We start from the raw sequence: 13212 nt of genomic DNA on the forward strand, positions 1-13212 counted from the left end.
CAAGGCGAGCCGACCCGGCGGGTTTCAGCCTAGCCGAAGGGCGACGCTCCGGCCATGTGCCTGCAGGCCCTCGGCCTCGGCCAGGGCGACGGCGGCGGGGCCGATGGCATTCAGCCCGGCCGCGGTCGCCTCCACCCAGGTGGTCCGCTTGAGGAAGTCGTAGATCGAGAGGCCGGAGGCGAAGCGGGCGGTGCGGCCGGTCGGCAGCACATGGTTCGGCCCGGCGACATAGTCGCCGATCGCCTCCGGGCAGTACCGCCCGAGGAAGGCGGCGCCGGCATGGCGGACCTCGGCGAGGGCCGCGCGCGGGTCGGGCAACATGAGCTGCAGGTGTTCCGGGGCCAAGCGATTGGTGAGCCGATAGGCCTCCGTCCAGTCGCGGACCAGGATCACCGCGCCGTGCCGCTTCCAGCTCTCGCCGGCGATGGCGCCGCGGGACAGGGTGCCGAGCTCGGCCTCGACCGCGGCGGCGACGGCGGCGGCGAAGCCGGCATCGTCGGTGACGAGGATCGCCTGGGCCGATTCGTCGTGCTCGGCCTGGGCCAGCAGGTCGGTCGCGACGTGGCGCGGGTCGTTCGAGGCATCTGCGAGGATGACGACCTCGGACGGGCCGGCAATGGAATCGATGCCGACGCGCCCGAAGACTTGGCGCTTGGCCTCGGCGACATAGGCATTGCCGGGGCCGACCACGCGGTCGACCGGGGCAATGGAAGCGGTGCCCCAGGCCAGCGCCGCCACGGCCTGGGCGCCGCCGATGCGATAGACCTCGGTCACCCCGGCGCGGCGGGCGGCGGCGAGGACCAGCGGGTTGAGCTGCCCGCCCGGGGTCGGCACCACCATGGCGATGCGGCCGACGCCGGCGACCCGCGCCGGCAGGGCGTTCATCAGCACCGAGGAAGGATAGGCCGCCTTGCCGCCCGGGACGTAGAGGCCGACCGCGTCGAGCGCATTCCAACGCATGCCGAGCGTAAGCCCGGCCGGGTCGGGCAGCTCCAGGTCGCGCGGCCGCTGCGCTTGGTGGAAACGCTCGATCCGCGTGGCGGCGAGGTCGAGGGCGGCCATGAGGGATGGCTCGATCCCGGCGGTCGCCGCGTCGATCTCGGCCGCGGTAACCCGCAGCGCGCCGGCATCGGCCGGCTGCCAGCCATCGAAACGGGCGGTGAGGTCCAGCAGGGCGGCGTCGCCGTCGCGCTTCACCGCGCCGATGATCTCGCCGACCGCGGCATCGACCCGCGCCGTTGTCTCCCGTGCGCTGTCCAGCAGCGCTTCGAAGCCGGCGGCGAAACCGGCCTCACGCGTGTCGAGCCGGATCATGCCGCGGCAGCCAGGGCGTTGCGGAAGCGGGCGATCCAGGCGCCAATGCGTTCCGGTTGGGTCTTCAGCGCTGTGCGGTTGACGATCAGCCGTGATGTCACCTGGGCGATCACCTCGGTCTCCACCAACCCGTTCGCCTTCAGCGTGCTGCCGGTGGCGACCAGGTCGACGATGAGCCGCGACAGGCCGAGCGAGGGGGCGAGCTCCATGGCGCCGGAGAGCGAAACGATCTCCGCCTGCACGCCGCGGGCGGCGAAGTGGCGCCGGGTGATGTTGGGGTACTTGGTGGCGACGGTCACCCGCGACCAGCGGCTGGCATCGTCGCGGCCCGCGGTCGCCACCGGCTCGGCGACCGAGACGCGGCACTTGGCGATGCCGAGGTCGAGCGGCGCGTAGATCTGGTCGTAATCGAATTCCATCAGCACGTCGGCGCCGCAGATGCCGATATGCGCCGCGCCGAAGGCGACGAAGGTCGCCACGTCGAAGGGCCGGACCCGGACCATGTCGAGCCCGGGGTCGGAGCTCTCGAAGCGCAGGCGCCGGCTGTCCTCGTCGATCAGGTCCTGCGCCGGGGTGACCCCGGCGCGGGCGAAGACGGGACCGAGCTCGGTCAGAATGCGGCCCTTCGGGACCGCGAGGATCAGCGGGCCGGCATCCGCCGTGGCCAGCGCTGCGGGATCGGTGATGGGCAGGTCCATGGAAGAGCCTAGCACTGCGGCAGGGTGGGGGCGCGAGACATCTTCATGTCAACCCGCGACCCGAGCGATATCGGCGCCAACGGCAGCGAGCTTCGCCTCCACCCGCTCATAGCCGCGGTCGAGGTGGTAGACCCGGTTCACGATCGTCTCGCCCTCGGCGGCCAAGCCGGCGAGGATGAGGGAGACCGAGGCGCGCAGGTCGGTCGCCATGACCGGCGCGCCCGAGAGCTTCGGCACGCCGCGGACAATGGCGGAATGGCCGTGGTAGTTGATCCGGGCGCCCATGCGCATGAGCTCCGGGACGTGCATGAAACGGTTCTCGAAGATCGTCTCGGTGATCATCGCGGCGCCCTCGGCGACGCACATCAGCGCCATGAACTGCGCCTGCATGTCGGTGGCGAAGCCCGGGAAGGGCTCGGTCATCACGTCGACGCCCGAGAGACCGTTCATGCGGGAGACGCGGAGGCCCTCCGGCCGCTCGGTCACCTCGACCCCGGCTTCCCGCAGGATGCGGGCCGTGGCGCCAAGATGGTCGAGGCGCGCGCCTTCCAGCAACACCCGGCCGCCGGTGATGGCGGCGGCGATGGCGAAGGTGCCGGCCTCGATCCGGTCCGGTACCACGCGGTGGGAGGCGCCGGTCAGGCTGGTGCTACCCTCGATCCGCAGCCGGTCGGTGCCGATGCCCTCGATCCGCGCGCCCATCCGCATCAGGCATTCCGCGAGGTCGCTGATCTCCGGCTCGCGCGCCGCATTGACCAGCTCGGTCTCGCCATCCGCGAGGCAGGCGGCCATCAGCAGGTTCTCGGTCGCGCCGACCGAGACCTGGGGGAAGAGGATGCGGGCGCCCTTCAGGCCGCGCGGCGCCTTGGCCAGGATGTAGCCGGATTCGATCTCGATCTCGGCCCCCATCTGCTCGAGGCCCTTCAGGTGAAGATCGACCGGACGGGTGCCGATGGCACAGCCGCCGGGCAGCGAGACCTTCGCCTCGCCGAAGCGGGCCAGCAGCGGGCCAAGCACGAGAACCGAGGCGCGCATCTTCCGCACGAGGTCGTAGGGCGCCTCGAGGTTGGTGGCAGCGCCCGAGAGGGTGATGGTGCGCGCCGCCTTGTCGTGCTCGACCGTCAGGCCGTGCTGCTGCAGCAGCCCGGCCATGGTGGCGATATCGGCCAGGTCCGGCGCGTTCAGCAGGCGGAGCGGCCCGTCCGAGAGCAGGCCGGCGGCCATCAGCGGCAGCGCCGCGTTCTTGGCGCCGCTGATCGGGATGCGCCCTTCCAGCGGCCGGCCGCCGCGGATGCGGATGCGGTCCATGTGCGGCGTTCCCTACTGCGAAATGCGCCGGCGCTGCGTCGTGCAGGCGGCGTGATCGGCACGGCACGGCATGGTCAGAGCTTCGGCAGCGCGACGCCGCGCTGGTGCATGTACTTCCCGGCCCGGTCGGCATAGCTGACATCCGGCGGCGCCGCGCCCTGCAGGAACAGGAACTGGCAGATGCCCTCGTTCGCGTAGATGCGGGCGGGCAGCGGCGTGGTGTTGCTGATCTCGATCGTCACCTGCCCCTCCCATTCCGGCTCCAGCGGGGTGACGTTCACGATCAGCCCGCAGCGGGCGTAGGTCGACTTGCCCAGGCAGATCACCAGCACGTCGCGCGGGATGCGGAAATATTCGACCGTGTGGGCGAGCACGAAGGAGTTGGGCGGGACGATGCAGGTCTCGCCGCGGCGGGTGACGAAGCTGTCCTCGGCGAAGTGCTTCGGGTCGACCAGGGCGTTGTCGACATTGGTGAAGACCTTGAACTCGTCGGCCACGCGGGCGTCGTAGCCGAAGGAGGACAGGCCGAAGGAGATCATGCCTTCGCGCCGCTGCGCCTCGACGAAGGGCTCGATCATGCCGTGATCGGCCGCCATCCGGCGGATCCAGTGGTCGGGCATGATCGACATGGCGGCGCGCCTTCGGGGTGGGGGGACTGCACGGCCCCGGCTGGCCCGGGCGCCCCGGAATGGGCCGCCCCCTTAGCCCAGCCGCCCGGCAGCGGCAACCGGAACCATGCCCTCAGGCCTTGTCTCCGGGCTTTTCCGGCGGGGCTTCCCGCGCCCGGGCCTGGGCCTTCCGCTTGCGGAGGTTGGCGCGCAGCGCCGCGGCCAGCCGCGCCTCGCGCTCGGCCTTGGGGTCCGGATCGGGCCTGGCCGGATTGGTCTTCGGGGTCGGGTCGGGCGGCTTCGCCATGTGCAAGGGATCGCCGGGCAGAGGCGCGGCGTCAACGCTCCGCCGCCCGCCACCGCGGCGCGCGCGATGGCCTGATCCGCAAGGCTTTTCCCGTGCTGGCGTCGATGCCACATGCGTGGTGGATGGCCGTGGATGCGGGTCGCGCTTGCTTGACAGGTAGCGGGGTGTGCCGTAGCAGCCACGTGCCTTCCGACGGGGAGCCGGAGGAGGAGCGCGGTGAGCGAGAAAGACGGGTTCGAGGAGCGGTTGCGCGAGGCCAGGACCCGCAGGGGACTGGACAAGCCGCAGGCCACCCGGGGCTCGCCTAACTCAGGACCTTGGGGCGTCGGTTTCCGCGCCGGTGTCGAGGTGGTGTCGGCCCTCGGGGTTGGCGTTTTCCTCGGGATCGTGCTGGACCGCTGGCTCGGGACCTGGCCGTGGCTCTTCCTGCTGTTCTTCGTCCTGGGCAGCGCCGCCGGGATTCTGAACGTCTATCGCTTGTTCAGTCCACGCCGCGGCGCTGGTCGATGACGGGCCGTGCCTGACCGCGCGGCGCAAACGGGTGCTGGGAGCCGAAAGTGGCCGCCGAAGGCAAATCGATCGACGCGCTGAGCCAGTTCGAGCTGACCCCCGTTCTCGGGGCCGTCGGCAATGCGGTGGGGTTCACCCAGTCGACTGCGCATATGCTGCTGGCCGTCGGGCTGGTGACCGCGCTCATGCTGTGGGGCGTGTCCAGGCGCGCCATCGTGCCGGGCCGGCTGCAGGCCCTGGCCGAGAGCAGCTACGAATTCGTCCATGAATTGGTCGTCGGCCAGGTCGGCGACCAGGGCCGGAAGTACTTCCCCTTCGTCTTCTCGCTCTTCATGTTCATCCTGTTCGGCAACCTGCTCGGCATGGTGCCCTACGGGTTCACCTTCACCAGCCACATCGCGGTCACCTTCGGCCTGGCGGCGCTGGTCTTCGTGGTGGTGACGGTCATCGCGCTGATGATCCACGGCACGCATTTCTTCGGCTACTTCTTCCCCGAAGGCGCGCCGAAGGTGCTGGCACCGCTGATCATCCCGATCGAGGTCATCTCCTACCTCTCGCGTCCGGTCAGCCTCTCGGTCCGACTCTTCGCCAACATGGTTGCCGGCCACGTCATGCTGAAGGTCTTCGCCACCTTCGTCGTGATGATCGGCTCCGCCGCCGGGGTGCTGGGCATCCTCGGCGCGACCCTGCCGCTCGCGGTGAACATCGCGCTGATCGGCTTCGAATTGCTGGTGGCCTTCCTGCAGGCCTACGTCTTCGCCATCCTGACCAGCATCTACCTGCACGACGCGGTGCACCTGCACTGAGTTGTCGGGCTGACCCCAACCAACCCCTTCAGCACACAAGGAAGGACTGCTTCACATGGACGTTCTCGCCGCGAAGGCCCTCGGGGCCGGTCTCGCAGTTATCGCCCTCGCCGGCGTCGGCATCGGCATCGGCAACATCTTCTCCGCCATGGTGTCGAGCGTGGCCCGCAACCCGGGCGCCCGCGACGCGGTCTTCCCGATCGGCATCCTGGGCTTCGCGCTGACGGAAGCCGTCGCGCTCTTCGCCCTGCTGATCGCCTTCCTCATCCTGTTCACCTGAGACGGCCGGATGGCGCGCCTGCCCGGACCGGCGGGCGCGTGTCTGCGTCCAATCAGGCGAGGAGATTTGCCGTGAGCCCTCGGGCCTTGAAGCCTTGGGTCCTGACCGCGACGGTGGCGTTGCTGGCCCTGGCACCCCGCTTGGCCCTCGCGGCCGATACCCATCCCGGCGAGCCGGTGACGGGCATGCCGCAGCTGGCCTTCGGGCACCCCGAACAGGGGCGCTACCTGATCGCCAACATCGTCTGGCTCTTCATCATCTTCGGCGTGCTCTACTACGTCATGGCGCAGTACGCGCTGCCGGCGGTGGGCAACGTGCTGGAGGCGCGGCGGGCGCATATCGAGGGTGACCTCGAGCAGGCCCAGGCCGCAAAACTGCGCGCCGATGCCGCAATGGCCGAGCACCAGGCCGGGACCGCCCGGGCGCGTGCCGAGGCGCAGGCTTCCGTCGCCAATGCGGCGCAGCAGGCGCAGGCCGAGGCCGCCAGCAAGGCCGAGGCGCTGAATGCCCGGCTGAACGCGCAGATCGCGGCCGCCGAGGAGCGCATCACCGCGTCGCGCGACAGCGCGATGGGCGCGCTGCGCAGCGTCGCCGCCGACACGGCGGAAGCGCTGGTGACCCGGCTAACGGGCCTTGCCGACCGTGCCGCGGTCGAGCAGGCGGTCGGCGCCGAACTGGCAGCGCGGGGGCGGGCCTGATGCATCACTACGAACATTTTTGGCTCGACCCGAAGTTCTGGGTCGGCGTCAGCTTTGTCATCTTCCTGCTGCTCGTCGGCCGGAAGGCCTGGGCACAGCTGACCGGGATGCTCGATGCCCGCGCCGAGAAGGTGCGGGCCGAGCTGGCCGAAGCCGCGCGGCTGCGCGAGGAGGCCGAGGCCATGCTGAAGCAGGCCGAGGCCGACCGCGCCGCGGCGGCCGAGGAGGCCAAGGAGATGCTGCGCCGGGCGCATGCAGAGGCGGCGCGGGTCGGCGAAGCGGCCGCGGTGGAGGCCGAGGCTTCGGCAGCGCGGCGCGAGCGGATGGCGATGGACCGGATCGCGGCGGCCGAGGCCGGGGCGGTTGCGGAAGTGCGCCAGGCGGCGGCGGAGATCGCCACCGCGGCGGCGCGCAACGTCATCGCCCAGGGCATGACCCAGGACGCCGACGCGAAGCTAATCGACGCCGCCGTGGCCGACCTGCCGCGCGCCTTGCGCGCCTGAGGCGAGCCGACAGTTTAGTGGCTTGGCCCCGTGCCGGGCGGATGAACGGGGGCCTCGCGGCCCCCGTTTCGTTTTGCGCCTCTCGACGGCTTTGCGGATCGCAGGCGGCGCGATAACGTCCCGCGCCTTCAGGTGCTGGGAGATCAATCATAATGCGACGTCTTGCCCTTGCCGCCGCGCTGCTTTGCGGCACGTCCCTTGCTATCCCCGCGCCGGCCAGTGCCCAGGTCTTCCGCTGGGCCAACGACGGCGACGTCAACTCGATGGACCCGTACACGCGGCAGGAGACCTTCCTGCTGTCCTTCAACGCCAACATCTACGAGCCGCTGGTGCGGCGGGACAGGCAGATGGGCCTGGAGCCGGCCCTGGCCGAGCGCTGGGAGCAGCCTTCCCCGACCGTTTGGCGCTTCCACCTGCGCCGCGGCGTCAAGTTCACCGACGGCACGCCCTTCACCGCCGACGACGTGATCTTCAGCGCCGAACGCGTGCGCGGGCCGGGCAGTCAGATGAACTCCGTGCTGGCCTCGGTGAAGGAGGTCCGCAAGGTCGACGACCACACGGTCGAATTCGAGACCCGGGTCCCCAATCCCATCCTGATCCAGGAGATCACCAACTGGGGGATGATGTCCAAGGCCTGGGCGGAGAAGAACAACGCCGTCCGGCCAACCGACCTGACCACGCGGGATGAGAATTTCGCCACCCGCAACGCCATGGGCACCGGTCCCTTCCGGCTCGTGAGCCGCGAGCCCGACCGCAAGACGGTGCTGGAGCGCAACCCGGGCTGGTGGGACAAGCCGACCCACAACGTGGAGCGGGCCGAGCTCAACATCATCGCCAATGACGCGACGCGGGTCGCCGCCCTGCTCTCGGGCGAGGTGGACTTCGTCTACACCGTGCCGCCGCAGGACGTGGATCGCATCCGCCGCACGCCGGGCATGCAGGTCATCCAAGGGGCGGAGCTGCGGACGATCTTCTTCGGCCTTGACCAGCTCCGCGACGAATTGCTCAAGAGCGACGTGAAGGGCAAGAACCCTTTTAAGGACGTCCGCGTCCGCCGCGCCATGCTGCTCGCCATCGACGTCAACTCCATCCAGCGCATCGTCATGCGCGGCCAGTCGCGCCCGACCAACCTGCTCTATGGGCCAGGCGTGAACGGCTTCCGCGAGGAGGACGACAAGCGCCCGGCGGTCAACATTGAGGAGGCGAAGAAGCTGCTGGCCGATGCCGGCTACCCCAACGGCTTCGGCGTCACGCTCGACTGCCCGAACGACCGCTACGTGAACGATGAGGCGATCTGCACCGCGACGGTTGCGATGCTGGCCCGCATCGGCATCCGGGTGAATCTGGTCGCGCAGACTCGGGCCCGCTACTTCGCCGAGATTAACGGCCCCCGCTACAACACCAGCTTCTACATGCTGGGCTGGACGCCGACCTCGGTGGACGCCCATAACTCCTTGTTCAACTTGGCCGCAACGCGGGACGGCACCCGCGGCGTCTTCAACAGCGCCGGCTACTCCAACCCCACCTTCGATCAGCTGGTCGGGCAGATCGCGGTGGAGACGGACGCGGCGAAGCGCCAGCAGCAGATCAGCCAGGCGAGCAAGATCCTGCAGGACGACGTGGCCTTCCTGCCCCTGCACCAGCAGCAGATCGTCTGGGCGGCGCGCAGCAATGCCGAAGTGGTGCAGACCCCCGACAACTACTTCCAGCTGCGGCATGTCCGCCTGCAGGCGAAGTAGCCCGACAGGACCGGGGAGGGGCGACCCTCCCCGGCCCAGCCCTGCGCCTCAGCGCTGCGCGGTCTGCACCGCCAGGAAGTTGCCGAGGCTGTCCTCCGCCACCCGCAGCCACTGGGTCTGCTCGATGCGGAAGGCGTCCCACTTCTCGTGCAGCCGTTTGAAGCGCGGGTTCTGCGCGCCGATCTCGGCGAACAGCTCCTGCGAGGCCTTGTAGCAGGCCTGCATGACGTCGCGCGGGAAGCCGCGCAGCTGCGCCCCGCCGGCGAGCAGGCGGCGCATCGCCTGCGGGTTCAGCACGTCGTAGCGCGCCGCCATCCAGTGCCAGCTCTCGGTGCAGGCGGCGTTCAGCACCGCTTTGTACTGCGCCGGCAGGTCGTCATAGGCCTTGGCATTGACCATCAGGTCGACCGAGGGCGAATACTCCCACCAGCCCGGATAGTAGTAGAAGGGCGCGATACGGTGGAAGCCGAGCTTCTCGTCGTCGTAGGGGCCGACCCATTCGGCGGCGTCGATCACCCCTCGCTCCAGCGCCGGGTAGATGTCCGGCCCGCCGAGCTGCTGCGGGATGACGCCGAGCTTCTGCAGCGCCGAGCCGCCATAACCGGCGACGCGGAACTTCAGCCCCTTCAGGTCGTCGACGCCCTTGATCTCCTTGCGGAACCAGCCGCCCATCTGCGCGCCGGTATTGCCCGCCGGGATGCCGACCACGCCCTGGTCGCGATAGACCTCGGCATAAAGGTCCCGGGCGCCGCCATGGGTCAGCCAGGCCCAGTGCTGGCGGGAGGACATGCCGAAGGGCAGGCAGGTGACGATGGCCAGCGAGGGGTCCTTGCCGAGGTAGTAGTAGCCGCTGGTGAAGCCGCACTCGACGGTGCCGCCGCCGACCGCGTCCAGGACCTGCAGCGCGGGCACCACCTCGCCCGGTCCGAAGACCTGGATCTGGAAGGCGCCGTCGGTCATCTCGGACACCCGGCGGGCGAGGTATTCTTGCGTGCCGAACAGGGTGTCGAGCGACTTCGGGAAGCTGCCCGGGCAGCGCCAGCGGATCCGCGGCTGGGCGGAGGCCAAGTTCGGGGAGACGAGCGTCGCGGCGCCGGCGGCACCCGCGGCGCCGCTGGCGATAAGACGGCGGCGGTTCATTCTGGATGTTTCTCCCTGGGGTTGGGTGGCCTCAGATTGCGCGGAACCGTCCCGCCGCGCAACGGAGCTTCCATGCCTCAGACGTCGGCAAAGGCGCCGCTCTGCTGCCGCCACAGCCGGGCATAGACGCCGTCCTGCCGCAGCAGCCCGGCATGGGTGCCTTCCTCGGCGATCCGGCCGTGCTCCATCACCACCAGCCGGTCCATGCGCGACAGGGTGGACAGGCGGTGGGCGATGGCGATCACCGTCTTGCCCTCCATCAGCGTCTCCAGCTGTTCCTGGATCGCCGCCTCCACCTCCGAGTCCAGCGCGCTGGTCGCCTCGTCGAGCACCAGGATCGGCGCGTCCTTCAGCAGGACGCGCGCGATGGCGACGCGCTGCCGCTGACCGCCGGACAGCTTCACCCCGCGTTCGCCGACATGGGCGTCGTAGCCGCTGCGGCCGCGCCAGTCGGCCAGGTCGCGGATGAAGGCATCGGCATGGGCGCGGGCGGCCGCCGCCTCGATCTCGGCCGTGGTCGCCTCCGGCCGCCCGTATCGGATGTTGTCGCGGATCGAGCGGTGCAGCAGCGCGGTATCCTGCGTTACCACGCCGATCGCGGCGCGCAGGCTCTCCAGCGTGACGCCGTCGATGTCCTGGCCGTCGATCAGGATCCGCCCCTCCTCCGGCCGGAAGAAGCCGAGCAGCAGGTTGACCAGCGTCGACTTGCCCGCGCCGGAATGGCCGACCAGCCCGACCCGCTCGCCCGGCGCGACCCGCAGGTCGAGGCCCTGCAGCACGCCCGTCTCCCGCCCGTAGGCGAAGCGCACCCGCTCGAAGCGGATCTCGCCTCGCGGCACCTGCAGCGCCACGGCGCCGGGCGGGTCGGGCGCGGTCGGCGGCACCGCGATGGAGTTCATGCTCTCCTGCACCACGCCCAGGCTCTCGAAGATCGAGGTGACGTTGAAGGCGACCCAGCCGGAGATGTTGGCGATCTGCCAAGCCATCGGCAGCGCCGTCGCCACCGCCGCAACCTCGATCGCGCCCCGGGTCCAGAGCCAGACCGCGACCGAAGCCATCGCGGTGATCATCGCCGCGTTCAGCGTCGCCAGGGCGAAGCCGTTGAAGGTGACCAGCCGCATCTGCCGCTGGAAGGCGGACGTCAGCGCCAGCAGCCCGTCGCGGATGAAGGCGTCCTCCTCCCGCGCCCGGGCGAAGAGCTTCACCGTCTGGATGTTGGTATAACTGTCGACGATCCGCCCGGTCAGCAGGCTGCGCTGCGCCGAGGCTTCGCGCGAGCGTTCCCGCATCCGCGGCACCAGGTAGCGCAGCAGCAGGGCGTAGAGCGGGAACCAGGCGAGGATCGGCAGCGCCAGCCGCCAATCGGTCTGCGCCAGCAGCAGCACCGCGGCGGTGCCGTAGACCAGGATGTACCAGACCGCGTTGATGACCTGGACGATGCTCTCGCGCAGCGCCGGCCCGGCCTGCATGACCCGGTTGGCGATGCGGCCGGCGAAATCCTCCTGGAAGAAGGGAAGGCCCTGGCGGACCACCTGCCAGTGGCTCTGCCAGCGGATCAGGCTGGTGACGTTGCCGTTGATGCCCTGCTGGGTGATCAGGTTCTGCAGCAGCAGCGCAGAGGGCCGGCCGATCAGCACCAGGGCGCCCATGCCGACCAGCATCGGCCAAGCCTCGGCCCAAAGCCTGTCGGGCGCATGGGTGGTCAGCAGGCCAATCAGCTTGCCGATCATGGTCGGGATGGCGGCGTCCATCAGCGCCACCAGCAGTCCGGCGACGAAGAGCGCGACGAACAGCGCCCGGGTCTGCTTGAGGAAGTGCCAGTAGAAGCCGGTCAAGGTGCGCGGCGGCGCCGTCTCCGGCACCGGGCTGCCGAGCAGGCGGCCGGCGGACTCGCCGGGCGGCGCGACGGGGTCGATCAAGCGTTCGAAAAGTCGGAAGGGGCGCAGGGACATGCTGCAGGAACCGCCCTGCGCCGCCTGGGATCAAGCGAAATCCCGTGACGAAGGCGCGACATGGCCGGGAACTTGCAGGGCCAACGCCGGATTCAGGATTTGCCCGTACCGTACCGGGTGCAACGCACAGGAAGCCTCCGCATGCGCGACCCGTCCGACCCCCTGGACCGCACCGCCGCCCTGTTCTCCGCCTGCCTGATGGAGGCGGCACGCGGCCGGGCGCGGACCGCGGCGCATCTGCGGGTCAGCGGCCCGGGGGCGCTGCCCATGATGCTGGCGCAGGGCCTGTTCACCGCCGTCGCGGCGCTGGCCGTGCTGCGGCTGTTCCTCCGGTTCTGAACCGAATCGCGGCAGGGCGTGAACGCCCGGAAGCGCGAACCGGCGCCAGTGACAACGCGCGGCAGCGGACCGGCGTCCGGACCTCGGCGCAATCCGCTGCAGGCGGTCCTATTCGGCCGCTTGCGGGCCCTCCACCAGCTCGACAGCCCGGCCGAGATCGACGCTGAGCAGGCGGCTCACGCCGCGTTCCTGCATCGTCACGCCATAGAGCCGGTGCATCCGCGCCATGGTCAGTGGGTGGTGCGTCACCACCAGGAAGCGCGTGCCGCTTTCGGCCGCCATGCCGTCCAGCAGGTCGCAAAGCCGCTCGACATTGGCGTCGTCCAGCGGCGCATCCACCTCGTCCAGCACGCAGACCGGTGCCGGGTGGCAGCGGAACACCGCGAAGATGAGCGAGAGCGCGGTCAGCGCCTGCTCGCCGCCCGAGAGCAGCGACAGCGCCGAAAGCTTCTTGCCCGGCGGCTCGGCATAGATCTCGAGCCCCGCCTCCAGCGCATCCTCGGAGCCCACCAGCGCCAGGTGCGCCCGGCCGCCGCCGAAGAGTCGGCCGAAGAGGCTGCGGAACTCGGTGTCCACCCGGTCGAAGACCGCGCGTAACCGCTCCCGTCCCTCCCGGTTCAGGTGGCCGATCGAGCCGCGCAGCTTGGCGATGGCGGCGCCGATCTCCTCGCGCTCGCGGGTGATGTCGGCGATGCGCGCCTCGATCTCCGCCATCTCGACATCGGCGCGGAGGTTGACGGGACCCATCTCCTCCCGCTCCCTCGCCAGGCGCTCCAGTTTGCGCCGGGCCTTGTCCTCGGCGGCATCGGTCAGCTCCTCCGGCGCCGGCAGCTCGGCATTCTCGCCCAACCGTTCCACCACCCGACCCTCGACCGCCTCGGCCGCCACCGTCGCCTGCTCGGCGGCGCCTTCGGCCCGCAGCTGCGCCTCGCGTGCCGCGGCGAAGGCGGCGTCGGCGGCGCGGCGGGCCTCGCCGGCGGCCTGGCGCTCGGCCTCGGCGGCGGCGAGCG

General features: G+C 70.3%; 14 protein-coding genes and 1 pseudogene. 7 read left to right on the forward strand and 8 right to left on the reverse strand.

Features of this window, described 5'->3' with window-relative positions; translation table 11 throughout:
• Positions 1-24 precede the first annotated feature (24 nt).
• From hisD to E2C06_RS37440, 5 genes are all read right to left on the reverse strand, one after another.
• The gene (gene hisD / locus E2C06_RS08085; protein ID WP_133288078.1) at positions 25-1314 is read right to left on the reverse strand and encodes a histidinol dehydrogenase; all 1290 of its coding nucleotides are present in this window, start codon (positions 1312-1314) and stop codon (positions 25-27) included.
• Entirely contained in the window at positions 1311-2012 is a 702-nt protein-coding gene (hisG, locus tag E2C06_RS08090) for an ATP phosphoribosyltransferase (protein WP_133288079.1), read from the reverse strand. Before hisG ends, hisD begins: the two co-directional genes overlap by 4 nt.
• Positions 2013-2060: 48 nt before the next feature.
• Positions 2061-3320: a UDP-N-acetylglucosamine 1-carboxyvinyltransferase gene (murA, locus tag E2C06_RS08095; RefSeq protein WP_133288080.1), complete on the reverse strand. Its 1260-nt coding sequence runs from the start codon at positions 3318-3320 to the stop codon at positions 2061-2063.
• A gap of 74 nt (positions 3321-3394) precedes the next feature.
• On the reverse strand, positions 3395-3949 hold the full coding sequence (gene dcd, locus E2C06_RS08100) for a dCTP deaminase (protein WP_133288081.1): 555 nt from the start codon (positions 3947-3949) through the stop codon (positions 3395-3397).
• 112 nt (positions 3950-4061) lie between these two features.
• Positions 4062-4235 carry a hypothetical protein gene (locus tag E2C06_RS37440; RefSeq protein ID WP_165982271.1) on the reverse strand — a complete coding sequence of 58 codons (174 nt, stop codon included), beginning with the start codon at positions 4233-4235 and terminating at the stop codon, positions 4062-4064.
• 216 nt (positions 4236-4451) lie between these two features.
• On the opposite strand from E2C06_RS37440, the gene E2C06_RS08105 reads away from it, so the two are divergent.
• The 6 genes from E2C06_RS08105 to E2C06_RS08130 all read left to right on the forward strand — a co-directional run bounded on the left by E2C06_RS08105 (position 4452) and on the right by E2C06_RS08130 (position 8771).
• Positions 4452-4745 carry an AtpZ/AtpI family protein gene (locus E2C06_RS08105; protein ID WP_133288082.1) on the forward strand — a complete coding sequence of 98 codons (294 nt, stop codon included), beginning with the start codon at positions 4452-4454 and terminating at the stop codon, positions 4743-4745.
• A gap of 47 nt (positions 4746-4792) precedes the next feature.
• On the forward strand, positions 4793-5551 hold the full coding sequence (locus tag E2C06_RS08110; RefSeq protein ID WP_133288083.1) for a F0F1 ATP synthase subunit A: 759 nt from the start codon (positions 4793-4795) through the stop codon (positions 5549-5551).
• Positions 5552-5606: 55 nt separating this feature from the next.
• Positions 5607-5831, forward strand: a complete 225-nt coding sequence (locus tag E2C06_RS08115) for an ATP synthase subunit C family protein (RefSeq protein WP_133288084.1) — start codon at positions 5607-5609, stop codon at positions 5829-5831.
• A 71-nt stretch (positions 5832-5902) separates the two neighbouring features.
• Entirely contained in the window at positions 5903-6529 is a 627-nt protein-coding gene (locus E2C06_RS08120) for a F0F1 ATP synthase subunit B family protein (protein WP_241671168.1), read from the forward strand.
• A complete protein-coding gene (locus E2C06_RS08125) occupies positions 6529-7032 on the forward strand; it encodes a F0F1 ATP synthase subunit B family protein (RefSeq protein WP_133288085.1) in 504 nt (167 codons plus the stop codon). The genes E2C06_RS08120 and E2C06_RS08125 overlap by 1 nt, the downstream gene beginning before the upstream one ends.
• A gap of 152 nt (positions 7033-7184) precedes the next feature.
• Positions 7185-8771, forward strand: coding sequence for an ABC transporter substrate-binding protein (locus tag E2C06_RS08130; protein WP_133288086.1), 1587 nt, complete (start codon positions 7185-7187; stop codon positions 8769-8771).
• Between the two features lie 48 nt (positions 8772-8819).
• Here E2C06_RS08130 and E2C06_RS08135 read toward each other — a convergent pair whose 3' ends face one another.
• The gene (locus E2C06_RS08135) at positions 8820-9911 is read right to left on the reverse strand and encodes a TRAP transporter substrate-binding protein (protein ID WP_133288087.1); all 1092 of its coding nucleotides are present in this window, start codon (positions 9909-9911) and stop codon (positions 8820-8822) included.
• Between the two features lie 77 nt (positions 9912-9988).
• On the reverse strand, positions 9989-11863 hold the full coding sequence (locus E2C06_RS08140; protein ID WP_133288088.1) for an ABC transporter ATP-binding protein: 1875 nt from the start codon (positions 11861-11863) through the stop codon (positions 9989-9991).
• A gap of 141 nt (positions 11864-12004) precedes the next feature.
• On the opposite strand from E2C06_RS08140, the gene E2C06_RS08145 reads away from it, so the two are divergent.
• Positions 12005-12202, forward strand: coding sequence for a hypothetical protein (locus tag E2C06_RS08145; protein WP_133288089.1), 198 nt, complete (start codon positions 12005-12007; stop codon positions 12200-12202).
• 108 nt (positions 12203-12310) lie between these two features.
• On the opposite strand, the pseudogene E2C06_RS08150 reads toward E2C06_RS08145, so the two are convergent.
• Positions 12311-13212 (reverse strand): annotated as a pseudogene (locus E2C06_RS08150) (chromosome segregation protein SMC); the annotation flags it as partial.

It is taken from the genome of Dankookia rubra, from assembly GCF_004355005.1.
In the GTDB taxonomy this organism is placed as follows: domain Bacteria; phylum Pseudomonadota; class Alphaproteobacteria; order Acetobacterales; family Acetobacteraceae; genus Paracraurococcus; species Paracraurococcus ruber_A.

Coding starts and splice junctions, on each gene's coding strand:
- E2C06_RS08145 (WP_133288089.1), top strand. CDS start 12,005: ATGCGCGACCCGTCCGACCCCCTGGACCGCACCGCCGCCCTGTTCTCC.
- E2C06_RS08125 (WP_133288085.1), top strand. CDS start 6,529: ATGCATCACTACGAACATTTTTGGCTCGACCCGAAGTTCTGGGTCGGC.
- E2C06_RS08140 (WP_133288088.1), bottom strand. CDS start 11,863: ATGTCCCTGCGCCCCTTCCGACTTTTCGAACGCTTGATCGACCCCGTC.
- E2C06_RS08135 (WP_133288087.1), bottom strand. CDS start 9,911: ATGAACCGCCGCCGTCTTATCGCCAGCGGCGCCGCGGGTGCCGCCGGC.
- E2C06_RS37440 (WP_165982271.1), bottom strand. CDS start 4,235: ATGGCGAAGCCGCCCGACCCGACCCCGAAGACCAATCCGGCCAGGCCC.
- hisD (WP_133288078.1), bottom strand. CDS start 1,314: ATGATCCGGCTCGACACGCGTGAGGCCGGTTTCGCCGCCGGCTTCGAA.
- murA (WP_133288080.1), bottom strand. CDS start 3,320: ATGGACCGCATCCGCATCCGCGGCGGCCGGCCGCTGGAAGGGCGCATC.
- E2C06_RS08115 (WP_133288084.1), top strand. CDS start 5,607: ATGGACGTTCTCGCCGCGAAGGCCCTCGGGGCCGGTCTCGCAGTTATC.
- dcd (WP_133288081.1), bottom strand. CDS start 3,949: ATGTCGATCATGCCCGACCACTGGATCCGCCGGATGGCGGCCGATCAC.
- hisG (WP_133288079.1), bottom strand. CDS start 2,012: ATGGACCTGCCCATCACCGATCCCGCAGCGCTGGCCACGGCGGATGCC.
- E2C06_RS08130 (WP_133288086.1), top strand. CDS start 7,185: ATGCGACGTCTTGCCCTTGCCGCCGCGCTGCTTTGCGGCACGTCCCTT.